Genomic DNA, 23,023 nt, shown 5'->3' with positions numbered 1-23,023 from the left:
CATAGAAGATTGGGGGTTGAAAGTTCGCGCCTCTACCCTAAGGACTGTTAGACAGCCACCAGCAAGGAGCCACAATGTTACGTATTGCGATCATTTATCATTCGGTCAGTGACCATACACACGCACTCGCTACCACGATTGCAGAAGGGATCCAAGCTGGCGATGCCGATCCCCTCGTCTATCGTATTGAGCCTGATGTGATTAAACATGGCCGTTTTATCGACGAAAAGGTCTTTACTCAGCTTAAAGATGTGGATGCGATTATTTTTGGTGCACCCACCTACATGGGCGGGCCAAGCGCACAATTTAAAGCGTTTGCCGATGCATCCAGCCCAACGTGGGAGCAGCAAGATTGGCGGGGTAAGCTAGCCGCCGGGTTTACGGTAGGAAGCCAAACGGGAGGAGACCAATCAGCCACCCTCAGCTACTTCCAAACGTTAGCCAGTCAACACGATATGCTATGGCTTAGCTTAGGTCGCGCCAATATAGGGGTCGAGAACATCAACCCAACCGGCACAACACATGGTGTCACCGCCCATGAAACCGGAGAAGGACTGAGTGAAGCCTGCTTACAAACCGCCTTCTATCTGGGCCAACACATGGTTCGCGCCTTGAAAGGGGTTTGGCACACTTAATCGCGCCTCACACCGAGCATGATGCGCATCAGGATCATGCAGGCACAAAAAAGCCCTCGCATATGTGGCGAGGGCTTGTCGATTCAACCAATAATTAGCTGAGCGTCACTCGAGCAAACTTACGTTTACCCACTTGGTAAACGGCTTCGCCCGCCGCTGGCACCAGCTTAGTGTCTTCGACTTTTTCGCCGTCAATTTTCACCGCGCCTTGGCGGATCATACGCAGCGCATCTGAGGTTGAGCTGACCAAACCGGCATCTTTCAAAAGGTTACCAATCGCAATGCCTTGCTCAAAGCTAAAGCTTGGCATCTCGTCAGGCATCGCCCCTTTTTGAAAACGATTGATAAAGGTCTGCTCGGCCGCATCCGCATCCGCGTCTGAGTGGAAACGCGCGATGATCTCTTTCGCTAGCAAGATTTTAATGTCACGTGGGTTTTTGCCCGCTTCGACATCTTTCTTGAACTGAGTCACTTCCTCTAAAGGACGGAATGACAACAGCTCGTAGTAATCCCACATCAAATCGTCAGAGATAGACATGATCTTACCGAACATATCATCCGGACGTTCGCTCACACCGATGTAGTTATGGGCGGACTTGGACATTTTCTTCACGCCATCCAGCCCCACCAACAGCGGCATAGTCATAACAACTTGCGGTTTCTGTCCAGCTTGCTTTTGGAGCTCACGCCCCATCAGCAGGTTGAACTTCTGATCCGTTCCGCCCAGCTCTACGTCCGCTTCCAACGCGACAGAGTCATGCCCTTGTAGCAGCGGATAGATAAATTCGTGGATCGCAATGGGTTGGTTGCTGCTGTAACGCTTTTTAAAATCATCACGCTCCAGCATACGGGCCACGGTTGAGCTTGCCGCAAGGCGGATCATGCCATCAGTGCCCAACTCACCAAGCCACGTCGAGTTGAACTCAATGCGGGTTTTAGCCGGATCGAGAATTTTAAACACTTGCTCTTTGTAGGTTTCTGCGTTTTGCAACACTTGCTCACGCGTCAACGGTGGACGGGTAGTGTTTTTACCACTCGGATCACCGACCATGCCGGTATAGTCTCCGATCAAGAAGATGACTTCATGGCCGAGCTCCTGAAACGCGCGCAGCTTATTTAGGATCACTGTGTGCCCAAGGTGGATATCCGGTGCCGTCGGATCTGCACCCAATTTAATACGCAGAGGACGATCTTCTTTAAGCTTGGCAACCAGCTCGTCTTCAGGGATTACTTCATCAACGCCACGTTTTAGTTCTGCTAGCGCGGCTTCCAGGCTCGCCATAGTCTCTCGCTCCTACAAAATAGGCAAAAATGTGATAAACCGACATACTACTCGAATAGCGACAGTTTTTGAAACCAGTTAGACTTATAGCCAGTGTGCAAGGTGTGCACAGTGGCTGCCGGCAACAGATGTTTGTGGCCTTTGTGTTAACCGTGTCAAATTATTATCAGGGCATCATCCCCAATAAACCGATTGGGAATCTGACTGTCATATTTTGTATTCGCAGTGATTCAACATAGTTTTCATGCCGTTAAAAAAACTCGCAGCTTTACCTAAATTACATAAACTCACGATAGGTGCACTGAGCGCGTTCGTGGTATTACTCATCCTTGTCCCTGATGGCGCAAGCACGCCACGCCCTGAACCTAACTTTGAGCTTGGCAAACATTACCCCTTACCCGTCGATGCCGTCTCTCTGCTGCCGCCTGAAGGTGAAATGCCAGCGCAGTTTAAACGCCATATCAACTGGCAAAGTTATGAAGTCCAGCATGGTGAAAGCATGGCCTTGCTGTTTAATCGCGCCGGTTTGAGTCCAACCACACTCTATCGTCTGGTTAACGCTGATGAAGGCACCAAAAGCTTGGCCTATCTCAAGCCAGGAGATGAAGTGCGTTTGGGCGTTGATGAAAGCGGTGAACTGGTGCAACTCATTCAGCCACGCGGCACCAATGAAACCCTGATCGTGAGCAAGGTCGATGACAAATATCAGTCACGCATCGAGACAAAAAACATTGATACACAACTGAACTTTGCCCGAGCTACCATCAAATCAAATTTCTGGCAGGCCGCTACCGATGCAGGGTTAGATCCGAATCAGATTATGCAGCTTGCCGGGATTTTTGGCTGGGACGTAGATTTTGCACTCGATATTCGAGAAGGCGATAGCTTCTCTGTGCTGTATGAAGAAGAGTTTGTTGAAGGTGAACATATTGGGAGTGGCAACATCTTAGCTGCCACCTTTACCAACCGAGGAGATACGTTCACCGCGGTACGTGCCAAGAATGGCAAATATTACACCCCCACGGGCAAAGCGATGAAAAAAGCCTTCTTGCGCTCTCCTGTGAACTTCCGTTATGTCAGTTCGAACTTTAACCCGCGTCGCTTACACCCAGTGACAGGACGCGTAAAGCCGCACCGGGGGACGGATTATGTCGCTCCGGTTGGCACCTCTATCAAAGCCGCTGGGGATGGCGTGGTCATGAAAGCCTCATACAACCGCTTTAATGGCAACTATGTATTTATCCGCCACAGCTCAACCTATATCACCAAGTATCTGCACTTAACTAAACGTAAAGTGAAAACCGGTCAACGGGTCAAACAAGGGGATATCATTGGCACCTTGGGCGCTACAGGCCGGGTAACAGGGGCGCACCTGCACTATGAGTTTTTGGTGAATGGTGTCCATAAAAACCCGCGTACGGTGCGATTACCCGAAGCTAAATCACTACAAGGGCAAGAAAAACAAGCCTTTGTACGCCTCGCCGAGTCACGCATGGCGCAGCTGAGTAAGTTTAATCAACTGCTTGCCTCAGTCGGGCCGCTCAGCTATCACGCCAATAACGGCGGGTAACCAGCGGCACATAAACACAAACGGCGCCTGTCGGCGCCGTTTGTGTTTGATAGTCAATAACTATCCGCTATGAACGTCTCGAGATCCCGCTATACGCTAAAGGATGCGCCACACCCACACGTCGTGGTCGCATTCGGATTATTGACAAAGAAACGTGAGCCTTCTAGCCCTTCGGTATAGTCCACCACACCCCCCATTAGGTATTGTAAGCTCATGGGGTCAACCACTAACTTCACGCCGCTTTTTTCGATTTCCATATCGCCTTCATTCACGTTTTCGTCGAAGGTAAAGCCATATTGAAAGCCGCTGCAGCCACCACCTGTAATGTAAACACGCAGTTTCAGATTTGGATTTTCTTCTTCCTGAATCAGCGTTTTAACCTTAGTCGCCGCTGCTTCTGAGAACTCTAACGGCAAAGGTGCATCGCTCATTGTTACCTCACATGCTCATCGTGCTTAGCGTTGAATTATCTAATACCTGAGTAAAGTGTTCAAGTATTACCCGATTGATCGAGGGTGTGATCAGTACGTATAAATTGCCACTCAGGGGTCAATCAAATCATACTCCATCTCGCCAGTGATCCGTATCTTTGGTTAAAATGCCCCAACGCAATTTAGGCTTACGCCTTACATAACAGGATATGTCATGACCAAATCAGCACAACTTTTCCAACAAGCAAGACGCACCATTCCAGGTGGCGTGAATTCTCCCGTACGTGCTTTTGCCGGCGTCGGCGGCGACCCTGTCTTTATGGAGCGCGCCGATGGCGCTTATATTTTCGATGCCGACGGTAAAGCCTACATTGATTTCGTCGGCTCATGGGGCCCGATGATCTTGGGTCACAACCATGCTGCTATTCGTGAGGCTGTGATTGATGCCGCTCATCGTGGCCTAAGTTTTGGCGCCCCGACAGAAAGTGAAATCACATTATCAGAATTAGTGGCAGAGCTGGTGCCGTCGATGGAAATGGTCCGCATGGTCAACTCAGGGACAGAAGCGACCATGAGTGCGATTCGTTTGGCTCGCGGCTTTACCAAGCGGGATAAGTTCATCAAATTTGAGGGGAACTATCACGGTCATGGCGACTGCCTGTTGGTTAAAGCGGGCTCTGGCGCTCTCACCTTGGGTGAGCCTAACTCACCGGGGGTGCCTGCTGACTTTGCGAAACACACGCTGACATGTACCTACAACGACCTCGATTCTGTCCGTCAGACCTTTGAAACCTATCCAGACGATATCGCCTGTATCATCGTTGAGCCTGTATCAGGGAACATGAACTGCGTCCCACCACAGCCAGGCTTTTTGGAAGGACTACGCGCCCTTTGCGACGAGTTCGGCGCTCTGCTGATCTTTGATGAGGTGATGACCGGCTTTCGCGTGGCACTCGGCGGCGCTCAAGCCTACTACGGTGTGAAACCCGACCTAACTACTCTGGGTAAAATCATCGGGGGTGGTATGCCTGTGGGAGCGTTTGGTGGTCGTCGCGATGTGATGGAGTATATCGCTCCGACTGGCCCAGTCTATCAAGCCGGTACCCTTGCCGGTAACCCTGTGGCTATGGCGGCGGGCCTCGCCTGTCTCAGCGAATTGCGTCAGCCAGGCAACCATGATTATCTGGACAGTATCACCAAGCAACTGGCCGATGGTTTTAAAGCCCTTGCGGACAAACACGGTATTGCACTGACTACCAACCAAGCCGGTGCAATGTTCGGTTTCTTCTTCACCGATAACGACACGGTCACATGTTTTAAAGACGTGCAGCAATGTGATACAGAACGCTTTAAGCGCTTTTTCCACTTAATGCTAGAGCAAGGTGTCTATCTTGCACCGTCCGCTTATGAAGCCTGCTTTACGTGCTTAGCGCACGGGCAAAAAGAGATCGACGCTACCTTGTCGGCGGCCGATCATGCCTTTGCTACCCTAGCCGCTGAGGCATAAGCATGCGCAACCTTGGATGACATCTGTGGTTGAGTCGCAATCAAAAAGCCCCGCCTGATCTCGCGGGGCTTTTTTCACTTTCGCTGATGGTGTTAGTCCTCATCACCGCCAAAAACTAGAATATCGAGCGCCCAATTCTTGCTGATAAGAGCTCAAGGGCAGCCGTTCCTGCCAACGAGTTGCCAGAAGGGTCAAGCTCAGGCGACCATACTGCAATCGACATTTCACCGGGAACGACCGCAATAATGCCGCCGCCCACGCCAGATTTGCCCGGCATCCCAACACGGTAGGCGAATTCACCCGCACCATCATACAAGCCACACGTAGCCAGTAGCGCATTCAATTGTTTGCTCTGGGTTTTGGTGAGGATCGCGCGCGCCCGCCCCAACGGCTTACCCTGATTGGCAAGATAGAAAAACGCTTTCGCCAAGTCCACACAACTCATTTTCAGCGCACAATAGTGAAAATAGTTGGTCAGTACCGGCACAACCTCGTTTTCAAAATTGCCAAATGCTCGCATCAAATAGGCGATTGCGGCATTGCGATCACTGTGCTGCATTTCCGAGTCCGCGACCACTTTGTCGTAGCAAATATGAGGGTTTGCAGCGAGTGCGCGAACAAACTCTAACATCCGCTGGCGCGGTGCCGATTGGCGTGTATGCAGCATGTCACTGACCACCAGTGCCCCTGCATTGATAAATGGATTACGCGGGATACCTTGTTCCATCTCAAGCTGAATAAGCGAATTAAAGGCTTGCCCAGATGGCTCTTTACCAACACGCGACCAAATCTCATCCGCTTTGTAATTTTGCATCGCAAGGGTCAGGCTCAACACCTTGGAGATCGATTGAATCGAAAAGGCTTCATCCGCATCTCCGGCGCGAATAATCTCACCGTCGTTGTAACACACCGCCATGCCTAGCTTGTGATTCGGCACATCAGCCAGTGCTGGAATATAATCGGCAACTTTGCCTTTGCCGATCAGCGGACGCACATCATCCAGGATGTCAGATAATAATTGAGAACTGGGTTTCACTTGCTTGCTCCCTTTACAGCTTGGGACAAAAAAGCCAACCCAAGGTTGGCTTTCAGTGCGCATCGAACAGTGGCGCCAACAAGGCGTCAATCAATCACGCCGTGCGTGTGTATTTAATATCCCACACACCATGACCGAGTCGATGACCTCGTTGCTCAAATTTGGTGAGCGGACGATCGTCAGGGCGCGGAACATAATACCCCTCTTCGGCGATATTTTGATAGTGTGGCGCAGCTTCCATCACTTCAATCATATGCTCGGCATAGTTTTCCCAGTCCGTTGCCATATGGAACACACCACCGACTTTAAGCTTATCGCGTACCATTTCAGCAAACGGGAGCTGAACAATACGGCGCTTATGGTGACGCTTTTTGTGCCACGGGTCCGGGAAGAAGAGTTGCACCGTATCCAAGCTTTCTTTCGGCAGCATTTGTTCAAACACTTCCACCGCATCATGGCACATCACACGAAGGTTAGTCACACCGGCCTCACGCGCCGCCATCAAGCATGCACCCACACCCGGGGTGTGTACTTCAATGCCAATAAAGTTTTTCTCTGGCGCGTTTTTCGCCATTTCAACCAAGGACGCCCCCATACCAAAGCCAATCTCTAACACCACAGGATTGTCATTGCCAAACACCTGCTGCCAATCCAATTCAGTGGCATCAAAATCAATACCCATGGTTGGCCAGCATTCATTCAGCGCTTGTTCTTGGCCTTTAGTTAACCGGCCTTCGCGACGCACAAAGCTGCGAATTTTGCGAATGACTTTTCCATCCTCGGTGAGTTCGGTTTTAGTGACTTCAGTCATGATTGTATGCCTGTGATGCAGTGATTGGGACTCAATGGTTCGCGCAAGACCCAAGATTGTTGGAAATCTAAACGGACTGCGCATTATGCAAAGTTTTCACGCCAGCGCAAGTTGGGATCAAGTGATCCTATTGGTGATCCCTGTCGTTAGTGTACCCTGTGCCCTGCATCCGTGCACGTGTGAGCAAAACAATAAGAGAGATCGCAGTGAGTCAATCCTTTTCAGACGCCATCTTGGCATGGTACGAGCAATATGGGCGTAAAACCTTGCCGTGGCAGCAAAACAAGACGCCTTATAAAGTCTGGCTAAGTGAAATCATGCTTCAGCAGACACAAGTCAGTACGGTTATTCCTTATTTTGAGCGCTTTATGGCGCGCTTCCCGACCGTGACGGACTTGGCGAACGCAGATCAAGACGAAGTTCTCCATTTGTGGACAGGGCTTGGCTACTACGCGCGAGCACGCAACTTACACAAGGCCGCAAAGGTAATTGCCGAGCAATACGACGGCGTTTTTCCTACCACCTTAGAGGCCGTGATGGCCTTACCCGGAGTGGGGCGTTCCACCGCAGGTGCGGTACTTTCCCTATCGCTTAAACAGCCACATCCCATACTCGACGGCAATGTAAAACGCACACTCGCGCGTTGCTTTGCCATCGAAGGATGGCCGGGTAAAAAACCGGTTGAAAACAAGCTTTGGGCGTTGGCTGAAACACTGACACCCACAACAGACACGGATAAGTACAATCAAGCCATGATGGATATGGGCGCCATGATCTGTACCCGCAGCAAGCCGAAATGCGAACTTTGCCCCGTCGCAGAGCGGTGTGAAGCGCGTGCGCAAGGACGCCAACTCGATTTTCCCGGAAAAAAACCGAAAAAAACGCTACCCGTAAAACAAACCAGTTTTTTACTGATTCAGTATCAAGACGAAATCTGGCTAGAGCAGCGCCCACCCAGTGGCCTTTGGGGGGGACTATGGTGTTTACCCCAAGCTGACGAGCAACACGCCGAGCAAGCAATTCAAGAGAAGTTACAAGGCCTAGAGCCGCTACGCACCGAAGTGTTAACCGCGTTTCGCCATACCTTTAGCCACTTTCACTTAGATATTGTGCCGATCAGTGTCACGGTGTCGCAACGCCCTCAAATCATCATGGAAGCCAATCAAGGGCTTTGGTATAACTTGTCACAACCCGCAAAAGTTGGATTGGCGGCCCCAGTGAAAAAGCTGTTAACCTTGCTTAATCACGAACGCCAACGCCCCCAAACAGGCGATAATGAGGAACCTAGATTATGAGCCGTACCGTATTTTGCCAACGCCTCCAGAAAGAAGCTGATGGCCTTGATTTTCAACTCTATCCCGGTGAGCTGGGCAAGCGTATTTACGATAACATCTCAAAAGAAGCGTGGGCTGAGTGGCAGAAAAAGCAAACCATGCTCATCAATGAGAAAAAACTCAACATGATGGATCCCGAGCACCGTAAATTGATCGAGGCTGAGATGGTGAAATTCCTTTTCGAAGGCCAAGACGTGCAGATCGATGGTTACGTGCCACCGGAAGACAGCCAATAATACGCACTGCCCCACAAGCAGATTGCGTTATCACTGCAAATCACCCGCATTGTGTTAGGCTAAATGCGGGTGTTTTTTTATGCTAACGCGATGAAAGATGACGCGATTACTCTGTTTACTGATTTGCTGTCTAAGTTTACTGATCACAGGTTGTAGCCGCGAAAGCGTCGAGCAGTACGTGGGCGTCAGCTATAAAACGACCAACCGATTTGCGAAAAATCTTGCCCCTCTCCCCGGTCAATTTGAAAAAGACATTGACGCGCTCAACCAATTAATCGGTCAGTTTACTGGCAACATTGAAGTGCGCTGGGGTGAGAATCAAGTCTTTGTGTCGGGCAAACGCGACTACGTAAAATACACAGATAACTATAAAAGTCGGGCTCGGATTGATTTTGAACGCGGTGTTATTCAAGTTGAAACCGTCGCCACAGATAATCCAAAATCGCATTTAAAACAGGCCATTATCACCACTCTGCTAACACCTCAAGACCCTGCCTCTGTCGATCTTTACTCGGCGGCTGAGGTGCCACTCGAAGGTCGCCCCTTTTTGGAAGGACAAGTGGTGGACCACGAAGGTAAAGCCATTAGCTGGCAGTGGCGCGCAAATCGCTTTGCCGAATACTTACTCGACCACCGTCTGAAGAAAAAACAAGTCCGTTTTCAGAATATGTATTACGTCACCATCCCCATGGTAAGTGACCACGTCGCGAAGCGAAGTTATCAGTATGCTGATATCGTCCGTCGTGCCGCCAAGCGCTATGATATTTCAGAACAGCTTATCTATGCGATTATCAAAACGGAAAGCAGCTTCAACCCCTATGCGGTAAGCTGGGCGAATGCTTACGGGCTAATGCAAGTTGTCCCCAAAACCGCAGGACGAGATGTGTTTAAATTGGTGAAAAAGCGTCGTGGCCAGCCCAGCCCGCAATACCTTTTTGATCCAGAGAAAAATATTGATACTGGCACTGCGTATTTCTACATCCTTAAAAACCGGTATCTTAAAGCCGTACGCGATCCACTCTCTTTGCACTACAGTATGATTTCCGCCTACAACGGTGGGACGGGAAATGTGCTACGAACCTTTGACCGCAATCGTGATCGTGCCATGCGAGACTTAAATAGCCTAAAACCTAATCAGGTGTTTTGGGCGCTCACCCATCGCCACCCTTCTTCGGAGTCTCGGCGCTACCTACAAAAGGTAACACGTTACCAAAAAGAGTTTGCGAACTTACCCCAATAATACCTCGTGAAACCCTGAAAATTGTGCACTTTTATGGCATTTCGCTGCCTTTTTATCCAAACGACACGATTAGCGCACTTTTTTCAAAAAAACAGTTGACGGTGAGGCGGAAAATCCGTTTAATAGCGCCCCGTTGGCCCGGATAGCTCAGTCGGTAGAGCAGGGGATTGAAAATCCCCGTGTCGGTGGTTCGATTCCGCCTCCGGGCACCATATAATGAAATAATGGTGTGACACACAGTATTTCGCGATTTGTGTGCCGGCTTAGCTCAGTTGGTAGAGCAACTGACTTGTAATCAGTAGGTCGCCAGTTCGACTCCGGCAGCCGGCACCATTGCCTCGATAGCTCAGTTGGTAGAGCAGGGGATTGAAAATCCCCGTGTCGGTGGTTCGATTCCGCCTCGAGGCACCATTATTCCCCCATAGTTCAGTTGGTAGAACGGCGGACTGTTAATCCGTATGTCACTGGTTCGAGTCCAGTTGGGGGAGCCACTTTTAAAGAAAACGCTAGCCGAAAGGTTGGCGTTTTTTTTTGTTTGGCTAGTGCCAAATATGTCACTGGGCTAGGCGCCCCACTCCAGCATCAGCTCTATTCGTTACGCTTGTCCATTATTAAGCTTAAAAACCGCTTCAACGGCTCGGCCTTGATCACTGTAGCTAAACTGCTCGCATATCGATTTAATCAGCGTAATCCCTCTTCCAGACAAGCTCTCCGCATCATGGTTGGTGTCTCGGATTTGACGCTCATAATCAAAGCCTTTCCCTGAGTGTGCCATCTTTAAAATAAAGCGCTGCACCTTGGGCTGAAAGTCTAACTCCAACTCAATGTAATGATCACCACTTAATGTATCGAGTTTTTCTTGCCGCGATTGGTAGTAGTTAAAAAAGCCATCTACATCGTTTTTCGATACGGACTCTAAACCCAAAATGCCATAATCGAGGGCATTATTGAGAAGCTCTGATATCACGGTGCAAATTAAATCAAGATCAGTACTTTCCCCTACAACCCCTTTCACTCGGCTTCGCAAGTCAGCAATTAAATCTGCTTTCTTTAGCAACTCGGTATCAAAGCGAATCTGAGTACGCGATGGCACCATCGAGTAAGGTTGTAGCGATACCTCGTGATCTTCTCTTATTGGGCAAACAATGGGAAAAGAAAGCTCTAACATGGAAATATCATCTGTCACCCCAGCATCACCGGCGAAGGCCGAAAGTGTGCGCTTCACTTGCTCAATTAAGCTCCCCTGACAACCACTGATTGCCCGAACAAGCCCGATTTCAGAAAGCTGCTTATCAGACTGATTTCTCGCTTCAATCACACCATCTGTGGCTAAAAATAAACGCTGCCCTTCCCTGAACTGTAACCGCGTAATAGTCGCATCAAAGCTTGCCCTATCTTGCGCCCCTAACGCCATGTGTCGTCCGTGATGGGTTTCTAATACTTGCCCATATTGATCAAGGCTGTACGCATCCGGCATTCCACCACTCCACATATTCACGGTTAGTCCATCCGGCATCACCTCCAAAACCGAACCAGCGAGCATAGTGCCAACCGGCATAAAATTTCGTAGGTGCGCATTTATTTCACTGGCAATATCGCCCACCGGTAATCCTCGTTGAGCAGTTGTGATAAATGTTTTCACTGCTGGAATAGTGCTTATTGCAGCCGGAAGTCCATGCCCTGTAGCATCAGCAATCAGGATATATACTCCCCCCAAAGGCCTGGGTAATATCATGGTGACATCACCATTAAACAGACTGTACGAGCCTGAGTAACTATTAATCCCTAATACACCCGACAAACTGAATGACATCAAACGCTCAAATATTTGACTTGCCATCGCGTGCTCATAGACGGTGGCCTCTTGAAATTGTTTCAGCTGGTCGCGTTGGAAGGTGACTTCGCGGAACAGACAAGTGTGTCGAAAGTGAGTACGAACTTTAACAATCAGAGTCGCAACATCCACCGGCTTACTCAAAAAATCATCACCGTATTGCATACAACTTGCGTAAATGTCTTGGTCATCCACACCAGTTAAAAAAATAATCGGGAGCAACTTTTGCGGGAAACGCTTCCGTATTTCCTGCGCCATGTTAAAGCCATCGAGCTTGGGCATATTGACATCGGAGATGATCAAGTCCGGAAACATTTCAAACGAGATCGACTCCAACAATTGAAGCGCCTCGCTGCCATTCATCGCCATGCTAATATTATCAGCTTCATTTTTTAAAGCAGCGGCAATGTAGTGCACCAACGCCGGCTCATCATCCACAACCAACACATTCATAGGAGGCTCACTCTATTTTGAATTTTTTCTCAAACTTAGCGATGAATAACACTCGCTTAATCGCATCCGGACAGTTGATTAGCCGAATCGAACCATCACGTTTATTTAGATAATCTTGCATGTTCAATAGAATGCCGAGCCCCGCACTATCCATATAGGTCGATTCTCGGAGATCAACAATGACTTCTTGGCTTGTAAGATCCGCGTATGCCTCTCGAATCTCTTGCACTAAGGTAAAGTTGAACTCGCCTTTTACGTGCAAGATCACCTGTTTTCCGTCCCTTTGATCTTCGCGTCGAATTCTCATTGGCACCTCTAAAATAATTCTATTTCACCCTCATCGAGGGATTGCTGTTTAGCAGGTGCACGTTTGGCAGAGCCTGCTTTTTCTTCAATTTCATTGACCTTTTCATTTAACGCATGCCAGTCAATATCCTTTTCCGACATGGTTTCAATAATTAATGCGTTTAACTCTTCCAATATATGCAGGTTGTCGAGTATGTGCCCGCCTTGTTGCGTAATGATGTCGGCAAATTGAAGGTTCTTAATGCACGAGCCGATTTCTTGCTGAACCTGCTCCCCCAGCATGGATACCCGCTCTATTTCTTGGCCAACTTTGTCGTTGACCGACTTCACCCCTTCCAGTAATGAGTCAATGTATTCTTTCGAACGAATCGACTCGGTCATATCCAACGAGGCGATTTCACCCACGGTATGTTTGGTTTTATCGACACTTTCTTGGGCGAGATCGATATGTTTGTGGATTTCAGTATTAAGATCTGTCGCCTTAATCGCGAGCGAGCGCACCTCTTGGGCGACGACCGCAAAACTGCGGCCGTTTTCGCCGGCGCGCGCCGCTTCTATCGCCGCGTTCAATGCCAGTAAATTAGTTTGATCGGACATCGCTTGTACATCATCCAACAGCTCAAACACCTCATTGAGTTTGCTCGACATTTCTTCAATGGTATAAATTGATGACACACTCTTATCACTGACCTTAACCATAATGTCGATATATGCATCGATCGCACGCTCGGTTTCGGGTAGTACTTTGGTCAGGCTGTACTCGCTTTCTTCATTGTGCAGCAATTCATTGGCCATACTGGTTGCGGTCGCAACTTGATCCTGACAAGCACTTTGCATACTAAAGAAGCTCCCATTGAGGCTTTCAACTGACGCATCAATCACCTCACGTTGACGTGCTAGCTGCTCTCGAATTGGCACCAACTCAATCGATAGAATATGGTGGATACGGCGGAGAAGTTGTTCGGGAGCATCCTTTTCCACCATGTCCTTGGCCTCTTGTCTATCTGCCTTAGAATGATTTTTCGATAGCTGAAATATTTGTCCGCCCATCAATGTAAGCACTAACACGGAAAACACACCGGCTTGCCATGTCATCGACCATAACGCAAAGCCAATCGTGAGAAGTAACGTTAATAACGGTGGCCATATTAGGGGCTTAGAATCACTTGCCATAGACTGTCTCCACTAAGAAATTTGCCACATCAGAGAGCGGAAGAATGTGTGATGCGCCTCCGAGTTCAATCGCGACACGTGGCATCCCCCATACCACAGAACTGGCTTGATCTTGCGCCGCGGTTAATGCACCGGCTTGATGCATTTTTAGAAGACCGGACGCTCCATCTCTCCCCATCCCGGTTAAAATGACCCCTACCGATTTTGCACCGACGGCTTCTGCAACAGAGGAAAACATCACATCAACAGACGGCCGGTGACGCTCAACCGGCGCTTCATCCGTCGGTTGGCAATATAAATGCCCTTGTCGATTCACCACCGTAAGGTGGCGATCGCCCGGCGCCACATAAACATGCCCTTGTATAAGCGGCATACGGTCAGCCGTCACTTCTTCGACGGACAAACGACAAGCTCGGTCCAACCGCTGAGCGAAAGGGCCGCAAAAAGCCGATTTGATATGTTGAGTGACCACGATGGGCGGCATGTGCTCAGGCAGTCTTTCAAGCACGCCCCTTAGCGCCTCCGTACCGCCAGTGGAAGCACCTAGCGCAATAACTTCATACCCTTTGCGGTTATAGTGATGGCGATTGACTTGCACGGTGGCGGCCTGTTTGCCCCAATGGGGTTGACCAATATTGGCTTGGGCCGCCGCTTTCACTTTACTCACCAGCTCATCCCGCTCTTGGGTCATGGCGGTGGCAATATTGGCAGACGGTTTAGGCACATAATCGACGGCGCCAATCTCCAGCGCCGATAAAGTGACCTCGGCCCCATGCTGGGTCAAGGTCGACACCATCACTACGGGCATTGGCCGTAAGCGCATCAAATTTTTAAGAAATTGAATACCGTTCATCTTCGGCATTTCAATATCTAGCGTGATCACATCCGGGTTTAACTTCTTAATTTTCTCCCGTGCTTCATAAGGATCTTCCGCCGCCCCGATGACCTCAAGGGCAGGATCACTCTCCAGACACTCCCGAATCAATGTTCGATAGAGCGGTGAGTCATCAACGATCAGTACTTTATAGCGATACTTACTCATCAAAACAGCTCCACATCTTGATTATCAGCGCTGTCATCTCGAGATTCTTGGAGCAAGCGTTGATTGTATTGGGCCTCTTCTGCCACCAGCTCTTTTTGACTGAGAGACTGAATTTTCTTCACCCAAGCTTTTCCAGTTCTAGGATCAAACAACACGCGGCGAGGAAAAGACTGGCCAAGGTCTTCCGAGACTAAGGTCAGATCTTCATTGGCAACATAGCGACGAACAAACTCAATGTTTTTGCGCCCTATAGCAATGTTCTGCCCCATGATATTGCCCCCACCAAAAAGCTTGACGCGTAAACGGTTTTTTATCGCCCCTTGTTGCAACAAGGTATTGATGAGGATCTCCATGGCATAGTTACCGTACCGCGCCGCATGAGACATGTATTGCTCTGCACTCCATTCTTTCGCCGCTTGGTCATCTTTAAGTGGCAACATAAAGTGATTCATGCCGCCAATATTGGCGAGAGGATCCCAGATACATGCAGCAATACACGACCCTAACCCTGTCGCGATAAGCTCGTCGTCCGAGCTGACGTAAATCTCTCCCGGCTTCAATTTCACCATGTGCCTGTCATGCTCTGGACTAAAAAAACGCTTTACGGTTTTTTCTTGGGCATGATGGTGCAGTTCTAGTGCTTGGTGCATATCACTCCCGTTTGCGATACATGGTATGGCCGAGGTTGTCGAATTTATCCGCCATTTTTCCAATGCCTTCTGAGTGGCCGATAAATAAAATGCCGCCCGGCGCTAATTGGCGCCAAAAGCGCTCAATTAACCATTGCTGCGTCTCGCGCTCGAAATAAATCATTACGTTACGACAAAAAATTGCATCCATTGCATGCTTGTGAGGCCAGTCACCTTTTAGATTAAGTTGCTTAAAGCTAATAATGTCGCGTAGCGCTCGTTTGGCTTTAAATAAATCCTGCTTAATCCCTTTTCCTTTTAGAAATCCCGGTTTGAGATACTCCGGCGGGATGGTGTTAACAACTTCTAAGCTGTAGGTGCCGTTGCTCGCGGTGTTCAATACTTGGGTGTCGAGATCAGTGGCCAATAAATGAACATCCATTTGACCACCAATCATGCCATGACCCGCTAATACCGAGGCTATGGTGTAAGGCTCTTCACCAGTAGAGCATCCTGCCGACCAAATTCTCACCCGCTTTTGCTTACGTTGTTGCCACTGTGGGATCAACTGATGGGCAAGGAAATCAAAGTGATGGCGCTCGCGAAAAAACTGCGTTTTATTGGTGGTGAGCGCATTAATAAAAGCCACTCGCTCATCCGCACTTTTCTCCACCAACGCAAAATAGTCATCAAAATTTTCCACGCCCGTTCGGCGCAAACAGCGCGCCAAACGGCTATACACCATACTTTTCTTTTTGTCCGCCAACGAAATACCGGTCTCATTCAGCATAAATCTCTGCACAAACTTAAATTGCGTTTGGCTGAACGAGTATGCACTCGCAGATGACGAGCTCACCGGCGCACTCACGCTTAAAACTCCTCCCACTCATCACTGACTTCAGACGCCGCGCTTTTTCCCGAATTCACCGCTTTTAGCCGGGCTGCTGGCGCAGCTTCTCCATTACGATAAGGCGCTGGCTCTTTCTTCGCCGTCACTGAAGGACGGGAAGTAGTAGGCTTCGCACTAGATGGTGCAAGTTGCTTGTCGACCAATTTTTCTGCATCAATATCAACTTGGAAGAAACCTATTAGATTAATCAATTCAGCACTCTCATCGCGCATTGACTGGCTAGATGCTGCGGCCTCTTCCACCAAAGCTGCGTTTTGCTGCGTCATTTGGTCCATACGCGCCACAGAGCGGGTGATCTCGTCGATTCCGGTTGCTTGCTCTTGGCTCGCCGCGTTGATCTTGTCGATAAGCTGGGATACTTCCATCACAGAAGAGACAATTTCTTCCAACATCTCCCCAGATTCATCGACCAGTTTCGAGCCTTGAGTGACTTTCTCTACACTGTCTTTGATCAGCTCTTTGATTTCTTTAGCTGCACCAGCACTGCGCTGCGCCAAATTACGGACTTCGCCCGCGACAACGGCAAAACCTCGACCTTGCTCGCCCGCTCGCGCCGCCTCAACCGCCGCATTCAGCGCCAATAGGTTGGTTTGGAAGGCGATTTCATCAATCACGCCAATGATGTCAGCAATTTTCTTACTCGCATCATTGATTTCGGCCATCGCCTCAACGGTTTCCTTAACCACTTCACCGCCTTTGCGCGCTTTTTCGCTGGTTTTAGACGATAAGGTGTTTGCTGACGCCGCACTTTCTGCATTTTGCTTCACCGTAGCCGTCATCTGCTCCATACTGGCTGCGGTTTCCTGTAAGTTTGCCGCTTGCTCTTCAGTGCGTTCACTCAGATCATTGTTACCCTCGGCAATCTCAGCAGATGCCGATGCCACGCGAGCTGAAGAATGGGTGATCTTCTCCACCATATTGCGCAAGTTATTGATTGAAGAATTCACCGCTTGGCTTAGATCTTCAAAGTCTCCCTTGTAGTTGTCGGGCATATTGATCTTAAGGTCGCCTTTTGATACCCCGCGCATCACTCGGATACATTCATTCAACGGATCAATAAAGCTATCGAGCAATTGGTTAATTCCGTTACCCAACTTAGCCATCGCACCACGGTACTTCTTAGTATTCATTCGGTCGCTTAAATTGCCGTCTGCCGCTTTGGCAATCAGTCGCTCAATTTGACGCTGACCATCCATTTGCTCGGTAATGTCTTCCCATTGAAGCGCAGGGCCAATGTACTCGCCATCATCGTCATAAAGGGCGATACAGTTCAGGGCAAATTCGACCTCACCCACGGTAATTTCGGCTTTAAACGGCATGCGTTCCGGAGACGCAATAATAGAGAGTTGATGGGCTGGGTTTTTGTGGAACTGATCAATACTGGTTCCCACCAATTTATCGGCCGAAAATCCAGGATAAATTTGGCGCATCTCCTCTTCGCGACTGTTAAATAAGTCCGTCACTGCAGGGTTGAGATAACGAATAATGCCATCTTTGTCCGCTAGCATGACATTGGTGGTCATGCCCTCTACCACAGCGGCTAGCAGCGAACGCTCAGCTTCTTTCTTACGTCGCTCTGTCACATCTCGCCACTCAATGGTGGTGCCGATATGGCTACCATGTCGGTCATAACTCGCCGTCGCATGAAACTCAAAACGAGCAGATTTAAAGCGAATATCACGATTAATGGGTAAGTTATTCGGCGACAGGAAGGTGTCACGCTGAAGCTGCGGAAACAGGTAATCGATTTGCTTACCAATAATATCGTCACGATTCGCGACAAACGCATTGTTTTTACTGCGAAATGTCTGCTCATGCTGCTTACATAAGCGGACGGTTTGCTCATTCACATGCGTGATCTCACCATGCAGCCCCAAAATGACAAACGCACTGTGGGTATTATCCAATGCGCCTTTTAGCAAACTGTGCTCTTCGCTTTGGTGAGCGCGTGCTGTGATATCACTAAGCTCAACGCTAAAGCCTTGCCCATCCGCCACTTTACTGGCAGATACGCGCAGCTTCCCAGCGCCAATTTCAATGTTTTGCACCGAGGGCTTGTCATCTAATAACTGCTGCCATTGCTGATAATCGACCAAGTCAGACGGCAATACCGCACTCATTGGTTTGCCAAAAAGCATGTCGCTTTGAGCAGTAAATTCGGCATTGCCGCGCTCTCGAATCGCCGCTTGATAGCATTGCAACAACTGCAATGCCCGTCGGTTAATCAATGTGATTTGCAGTTGATTGTCGAGCATAATGAGTGCAGCAGGCGCGACATTGAGTGCCGCAAGAAGCTGCACATTCTGCTTTGATTGTTGGGTCTGGTGCTCTTGCTGTACTTCCCTTTTAAACCACGCCATATTCTAGTCCTCGTTCGCGATCTCGGGTTGTGCTGTTTGCTGTAACTGATCAAAATCGAATAACTGCTCTAAATTAATCAGAACCACATGCCTATCATTCACCGAGGCGATCCCTTCCATGTACCACTCTTCGCGTCGATGTAGCCCAGGCGGGGCTTTAATATGCTCTTTACTCAAGTTATGTACCTCGGCCACAGCATCGACCACGATGCCCAATGAGATACCTTGCTTGTCTCTGACGATGATAATCACGCTCATAGAGGTAAGCGTGGCAGGCGGCATACCAAAACACTGGCGAATGTCCATGATGGGGATGTATTCTCCTCGTAACTCCAGCACGCCTAACATGTGTGGCAACGAATTAGGAATGCGTCGCACTTGCGACCAACCGCGAACCTCTTTCACATCCAAAATGTGCACGCCGTACTCTTCGTCTTCCAATAAAAAACTCAAATACTCTCGTGATTGCTCCATATTTATTTCACCTATATCCAGTGCTCGATACGCAGCAGTTCATCAACATTGACCAATGACATCACCCGCTGATCGACATTGAGTAGGCCACTTACGTAGGCAATCACTTTAGAATCACCGATGGGGGGCATAATCTGCCCTTCGCCTTGATCCACCACATCAGATACCGCATCCACCACAACGCCCATGACCTTGTGGTTAGCGGCCTCACTGGCGCGCAAAATCAGCACGACCGTTTCACGATGGTAGTCCGCTTTTTTGGTGTTGAATCGCACACGTAGGTCCATGACAGGCACTATCATGCCGCGCAGGTTGATCACGCCAAGAATGAACGCCGGTGAGCGCGGCAACAGTGTCGGTGGCTCCCAAACTCGGATCTCTTCGACGGTTTGGATATCCACGCCATAAAGCTCCCCCGCTAAGTCGAAGCTCAGGTAATCGCTGCCTTGTAATCGATCGACGCGATCGTCAATGTCCACCACGTCTTCTGACTGCATCAAGTTCTGCATGGCCTCTCCTTATGCCGCGGCGATATGACCGCTCGCGTCACTGACGCGCGACAAGAATTGCGTAATAAGCCCTTGGATATCGAGGATGAGTGATACCGAGCCGTCACCCAAAATGGTGGCACCGGAAATACCTGCCACGCGGGTATAATTAGACTCTAAGCTTTTGATCACGACTTGCTGCTGACCCAGCAGCTCATCGAGCAACAACCCGACTTTCTTATCGCCCGCTTCAACCAAGCAAAGCAATTGCTTATCGAGATCCTCACCGCAGTGCCCTAAATCAAACTCTTCTTTTAAACGCAAAATGGGAATATTTTCTTCTCGCAAACGATAGAGCTGTACGCCAGACGCGGTTTTAATTTGTTGGCTATCAATTTGAATGGATTCGATAATCGAGATAAGTGGCACCACATAAACTTGGCCCGCCACCTTGACGAGTTGTCCGTCCAATATCGCCAGCGTTAATGGCAAACTGATTTTGAATGTGCTGCCTTTTTCGGGTGCTGAGTGCACATCGATATTCCCGCCTAACTGCTCGATATTACGGCGCACGACGTCCATCCCCACACCGCGCCCTGATACGTCTGATACCTGATCAGCGGTTGAAAAGCCCGGTGCAAAGACAAGATTGAACACTTGCGTGTCCGTCAATTCATCAATCGGTAAGTCATCTGAGATGAGGCCCTTATCCAGCGCTTTTTGCCAGATTTTTTCTTTGTTAAGTCCGGCACCATCATCGCTGACTTCAATCACAATAGAACCGCCTTGGTGATAGGCATTCAAGTGCACTAGCCCGACTTCAGGTTTGCCTTTTTCTTTTCGCTCTTCGGGGGATTCCAAGCCATGGTCGACCGCATTTCTCACCAAGTGCACCAGCGGATCGGAGATACGCTCTAAAACCGTTTTATCCAGCTCAGTGCTTTCCCCTTCAATCATGAGCTCTACACGCTTACCCAACTGTGATGACAGGTCGCGAATCAAACGAGGGAAACGGTTAAAGGCAAAACTGATCGGCAACATGCGAATATCGAGCACACTCTCTTGTAGCTCTTTGGTGTTTTGCATCAACTGCTCGAGGCCTGACTGGAGTTGCTCGAGTTTTTCTGGAGAAAAGTTACTACTGAGTTCAGCCAGCATAGATTGTGTGATCACTAATTCGCCGACCAAATTGATCAGGTTATCGACTTTGTCGATCTCAACACGAATGGAGGAAACGCTAGCATCACTTTTCGCAGCAGGTTTGGGCGCCGTTTTTTTGCTACTGGATTTGCTGGCTGTCTGAGCCTTGTCCGATGTTTGTTCCTCAGCAGGTTGCGCTGATACCACAGGCGCGTTGTCAGAAGCCGCTATGTTTTCAGAAGCCACTATGCTTTCAGAAGCCGAAGTAGTAGCCGAAGAAACGGATCCTGTCGATGCTTCCTCATTGCGCGTAATACTCAGCTCACACTCATCTTCGACCCAATCAAAAATCGCTTCGATATCTTCACGGGGAACATGCCCATCAACGCGCACTTGCCATTTTAAGAACAATTGCTCGGGATCGAGTTCGTTAAAATCAGGCAGTGCAGAAGGGTCACACTCAATATCCGCCCCGCCGGGCAGTGCTTCGAGCTCTCGAAGAATACGCACCGGATCATTACCGGAAAACAACATGTCTGGGTGAGGCTCAAAACCAACCAGCCACTCGCCCGCTACCGAGACAGCCGGGACATCAGCGACGTCAGGTGCTTGCGCTTCGGAGGGCGCTGCGGCCTCATTTCCCATGATGGCGTTTAACGCTTCGGTCACCGCATCACGTTCAGAGCTGTCATAGTCAGTGTCGTTTTCATACGACTCCAACATAGACATAATGCAGTCCCCGCCACGCAACAGCACATCAATAGTGTGACTATCTAACTGCCGCTTCCCTTCACGCGCTTCATCAAGCAGCGTTTCCATGTCATGGGTGAAATGACTGATATCATCGAGATTAAATGTCGCAGCCCCCCCTTTAATCGAGTGGGCAGCGCGGAATATGGTGTTAATTGATTCTAGGTCAGTGGTTTCAGGGTCGAGAGCCAATAGCTCTCGCTCCAGCACTTCCAGATTCTCGCGGCATTCTTCATAAAAAATACGCCGTAGCTGGTCCATGTCCATGGCCATAGAACCCTCCGTCGATGCGCCTTACAACACGCGCTGTAGTGTTTTCAGTAAGGTGTCTGGATTAAACGGCTTAACGATCCAGCCCGTCGCTCCGGCAGCTTTACCGGCCGACTTTTTCTCTGCTGATGTTTCGGTGGTCAGCATCAAGATGGGGGTGAATTTGTACTGCGGCACGCCCCGCACTTGTCGCACAAACTCCAACCCATCCATCACTGGCATATTGACGTCTGAAATAATGAGGTCGAATTTTTTGGTTTTCGCTTTACGCAATGCGTCTGCGCCATCGTTTGCCGTTTCAACTTGGTAACCGGCTTCTTTCAAGGTATGACTCACCATTTGCCGAATGGATACTGAATCATCTGCTGCAAGTATATTTGCCATCCTCTTACCCCATATCCATGTTTAACGATTGAGCTTTAGTAGCTCGACCATGCCTGCGGTTTGCGCCGCGCCATAAAGACTTTCAGACACGTTTTGCCATTGCAGTTGCTCTTGGGTCCGGACCAAGCAAAGTAATAACTGCAAGCCTGCCCCATCAATCCGATTGACGCTTCCCGCGTCTAGCGTGCACTGGTTTTCGTCGCCGATTTTGTTTGCGATTTCTTCTTTAATTGATTGAATCTGGGTGATATCCAATGACTCTCCAAGGGTAATATCCATCACAAGGCCGCTCTAACTATTTGTTTAAAAACATATGTTTTCTGTTTCGCTTTATAAGTGTAGCAACTATCGGCTAAATGACGGTTTTTTAGCCACACAAATACAAAGATAATGTTCATAAATATAGCCACCACAAGAAAGAAAGCTGGGCATGCAAGACAAAAAATACAGTCACTTAAACACTGGATGGGGCAACGAAAGAAAGGCGTATGAACAAACGCATTGCGTATGCTGGATTTGAAATTAGCGAGAATGCTCACACTTCGTACAAAACAGGGTGTAATCTGCAACGAATATTGTTTGTTAGGCGTTTGAGCTGAAATTTACTTTGACATTATGCAGTTAATACTATTAAATAGCGCTCCTTAGCCCGGATAGCTCAGTCGGTAGAGCAGGGGATTGAAAATCCCCGTGTCGGTGGTTCGATTCCGCCTCCGGGCACCATGTTT

General features: G+C 49.1%; 22 protein-coding genes and 5 tRNA genes. 11 read left to right on the top strand and 16 right to left on the bottom strand.

Features of this window, described 5'->3' with window-relative positions; all coding sequences use genetic code 11:
* The first annotated feature begins 74 nt into the window (after positions 1 to 74).
* The gene (locus tag BZG84_RS04020; RefSeq protein ID WP_077480009.1) at positions 75 to 635 is read left to right on the top strand and encodes a flavodoxin family protein; all 561 of its coding nucleotides are present in this window, start codon (positions 75 to 77) and stop codon (positions 633 to 635) included.
* A 94-nt stretch (positions 636 to 729) separates the two neighbouring features.
* Here the strand turns inward: BZG84_RS04020 and tyrS are convergent, their stop codons facing one another.
* Positions 730 to 1,917, bottom strand: a complete 1,188-nt coding sequence (tyrS, locus tag BZG84_RS04015; RefSeq protein ID WP_069588464.1) for a tyrosine--tRNA ligase — start codon at positions 1,915 to 1,917, stop codon at positions 730 to 732.
* A gap of 244 nt (positions 1,918 to 2,161) precedes the next feature.
* Here tyrS and BZG84_RS04010 point away from each other — a divergent pair, with 244 nt between their 5' ends.
* Entirely contained in the window at positions 2,162 to 3,487 is a 1,326-nt protein-coding gene (locus BZG84_RS04010) for a peptidoglycan DD-metalloendopeptidase family protein (protein WP_077480010.1), read from the top strand.
* A gap of 89 nt (positions 3,488 to 3,576) precedes the next feature.
* On the opposite strand, the gene erpA is transcribed toward BZG84_RS04010, so the two are convergent.
* On the bottom strand, positions 3,577 to 3,918 hold the full coding sequence (gene erpA / locus BZG84_RS04005) for an iron-sulfur cluster insertion protein ErpA (protein ID WP_069588460.1): 342 nt from the start codon (positions 3,916 to 3,918) through the stop codon (positions 3,577 to 3,579).
* Between the two features lie 214 nt (positions 3,919 to 4,132).
* On the opposite strand from erpA, the gene hemL reads away from it, so the two are divergent.
* Positions 4,133 to 5,425, top strand: coding sequence for a glutamate-1-semialdehyde 2,1-aminomutase (gene hemL, locus BZG84_RS04000; protein WP_077662313.1), 1,293 nt, complete (start codon positions 4,133 to 4,135; stop codon positions 5,423 to 5,425).
* 115 nt (positions 5,426 to 5,540) lie between these two features.
* On the opposite strand, the gene glsB is transcribed toward hemL, so the two are convergent.
* Both glsB and trmB read right to left on the bottom strand, forming a co-directional pair.
* On the bottom strand, positions 5,541 to 6,461 hold the full coding sequence (glsB, locus tag BZG84_RS03995) for a glutaminase B (RefSeq protein WP_077478997.1): 921 nt from the start codon (positions 6,459 to 6,461) through the stop codon (positions 5,541 to 5,543).
* Positions 6,462 to 6,555: 94 nt separating this feature from the next.
* The gene (gene trmB / locus BZG84_RS03990; RefSeq protein WP_077478993.1) at positions 6,556 to 7,272 is read right to left on the bottom strand and encodes a tRNA (guanosine(46)-N7)-methyltransferase TrmB; all 717 of its coding nucleotides are present in this window, start codon (positions 7,270 to 7,272) and stop codon (positions 6,556 to 6,558) included.
* Positions 7,273 to 7,478: 206 nt separating this feature from the next.
* On the opposite strand from trmB, the gene mutY reads away from it, so the two are divergent.
* The 7 genes from mutY to BZG84_RS03955 all read left to right on the top strand — a co-directional run bounded on the left by mutY (position 7,479) and on the right by BZG84_RS03955 (position 10,573).
* Positions 7,479 to 8,567: an A/G-specific adenine glycosylase gene (mutY, locus tag BZG84_RS03985; RefSeq protein WP_077478992.1), complete on the top strand. Its 1,089-nt coding sequence runs from the start codon at positions 7,479 to 7,481 to the stop codon at positions 8,565 to 8,567.
* On the top strand, positions 8,564 to 8,842 hold the full coding sequence (locus tag BZG84_RS03980) for an oxidative damage protection protein (RefSeq protein WP_077478991.1): 279 nt from the start codon (positions 8,564 to 8,566) through the stop codon (positions 8,840 to 8,842). Before mutY ends, BZG84_RS03980 begins: the two co-directional genes overlap by 4 nt.
* Before the next feature lie 97 nt (positions 8,843 to 8,939).
* Positions 8,940 to 10,082, top strand: coding sequence for a membrane-bound lytic murein transglycosylase MltC (gene mltC, locus BZG84_RS03975; RefSeq protein WP_077478990.1), 1,143 nt, complete (start codon positions 8,940 to 8,942; stop codon positions 10,080 to 10,082).
* Between the two features lie 136 nt (positions 10,083 to 10,218).
* Positions 10,219 to 10,294 (top strand) — tRNA-Phe (locus BZG84_RS03970).
* A 45-nt stretch (positions 10,295 to 10,339) separates the two neighbouring features.
* Positions 10,340 to 10,415: transfer RNA gene (locus BZG84_RS03965), tRNA-Thr, on the top strand.
* 2 nt (positions 10,416 to 10,417) lie between these two features.
* A tRNA-Phe gene (locus BZG84_RS03960) sits at positions 10,418 to 10,493 on the top strand.
* 4 nt (positions 10,494 to 10,497) lie between these two features.
* Positions 10,498 to 10,573 (top strand) — tRNA-Asn (locus BZG84_RS03955).
* Between the two features lie 104 nt (positions 10,574 to 10,677).
* On the opposite strand, the gene BZG84_RS03950 is transcribed toward BZG84_RS03955, so the two are convergent.
* The 12 genes from BZG84_RS03950 to BZG84_RS03895 all read right to left on the bottom strand — a co-directional run bounded on the left by BZG84_RS03950 (position 10,678) and on the right by BZG84_RS03895 (position 22,574).
* Positions 10,678 to 12,369 (bottom strand): ATP-binding SpoIIE family protein phosphatase, encoded by a 1,692-nt coding sequence (locus BZG84_RS03950; protein ID WP_077677989.1) that lies wholly within the window; start codon positions 12,367 to 12,369, stop codon positions 10,678 to 10,680.
* 7 nt (positions 12,370 to 12,376) lie between these two features.
* Positions 12,377 to 12,676, bottom strand: coding sequence for an STAS domain-containing protein (locus BZG84_RS03945; protein ID WP_077478988.1), 300 nt, complete (start codon positions 12,674 to 12,676; stop codon positions 12,377 to 12,379).
* Between the two features lie 8 nt (positions 12,677 to 12,684).
* Entirely contained in the window at positions 12,685 to 13,374 is a 690-nt protein-coding gene (locus BZG84_RS16610; protein ID WP_420876433.1) for a methyl-accepting chemotaxis protein, read from the bottom strand.
* A 463-nt stretch (positions 13,375 to 13,837) separates the two neighbouring features.
* Positions 13,838 to 14,890, bottom strand: a complete 1,053-nt coding sequence (locus BZG84_RS03935) for a protein-glutamate methylesterase/protein-glutamine glutaminase (RefSeq protein WP_077478986.1) — start codon at positions 14,888 to 14,890, stop codon at positions 13,838 to 13,840.
* Positions 14,890 to 15,540, bottom strand: a complete 651-nt coding sequence (locus BZG84_RS03930; RefSeq protein WP_077455315.1) for a chemotaxis protein CheD — start codon at positions 15,538 to 15,540, stop codon at positions 14,890 to 14,892. The genes BZG84_RS03935 and BZG84_RS03930 overlap by 1 nt, the downstream gene beginning before the upstream one ends.
* Position 15,541: 1 nt before the next feature.
* Complete coding sequence (locus BZG84_RS03925; RefSeq protein WP_269635020.1) at positions 15,542 to 16,375, bottom strand: CheR family methyltransferase; 834 nt, start codon at positions 16,373 to 16,375, stop codon at positions 15,542 to 15,544.
* A 14-nt stretch (positions 16,376 to 16,389) separates the two neighbouring features.
* A complete protein-coding gene (locus BZG84_RS16535; RefSeq protein ID WP_077478985.1) occupies positions 16,390 to 18,789 on the bottom strand; it encodes a methyl-accepting chemotaxis protein in 2,400 nt (799 codons plus the stop codon).
* Positions 18,790 to 18,792: 3 nt separating this feature from the next.
* Positions 18,793 to 19,263, bottom strand: coding sequence for a chemotaxis protein CheW (locus tag BZG84_RS03915; RefSeq protein WP_077478984.1), 471 nt, complete (start codon positions 19,261 to 19,263; stop codon positions 18,793 to 18,795).
* An 11-nt stretch (positions 19,264 to 19,274) separates the two neighbouring features.
* Entirely contained in the window at positions 19,275 to 19,772 is a 498-nt protein-coding gene (locus BZG84_RS03910; RefSeq protein WP_077478983.1) for a chemotaxis protein CheW, read from the bottom strand.
* A gap of 9 nt (positions 19,773 to 19,781) precedes the next feature.
* The gene (locus BZG84_RS03905; protein ID WP_077478982.1) at positions 19,782 to 21,914 is read right to left on the bottom strand and encodes a chemotaxis protein CheA; all 2,133 of its coding nucleotides are present in this window, start codon (positions 21,912 to 21,914) and stop codon (positions 19,782 to 19,784) included.
* 21 nt (positions 21,915 to 21,935) lie between these two features.
* Entirely contained in the window at positions 21,936 to 22,295 is a 360-nt protein-coding gene (locus tag BZG84_RS03900) for a response regulator (protein WP_069588426.1), read from the bottom strand.
* A 21-nt stretch (positions 22,296 to 22,316) separates the two neighbouring features.
* On the bottom strand, positions 22,317 to 22,574 hold the full coding sequence (locus tag BZG84_RS03895; protein WP_077478981.1) for an STAS domain-containing protein: 258 nt from the start codon (positions 22,572 to 22,574) through the stop codon (positions 22,317 to 22,319).
* 368 nt (positions 22,575 to 22,942) lie between these two features.
* Here BZG84_RS03895 and BZG84_RS03890 point away from each other — a divergent pair.
* Positions 22,943 to 23,018 (top strand) — tRNA-Phe (locus tag BZG84_RS03890).
* Positions 23,019 to 23,023 lie beyond the last annotated feature (5 nt).

The sequence above is a fragment of the Salinivibrio sp. PR932 genome, assembly GCF_001996125.1.
GTDB lineage: Bacteria > Pseudomonadota > Gammaproteobacteria > Enterobacterales > Vibrionaceae > Salinivibrio > Salinivibrio proteolyticus.
This window is presented reverse-complemented; position numbering and strand designations above follow the sequence as displayed.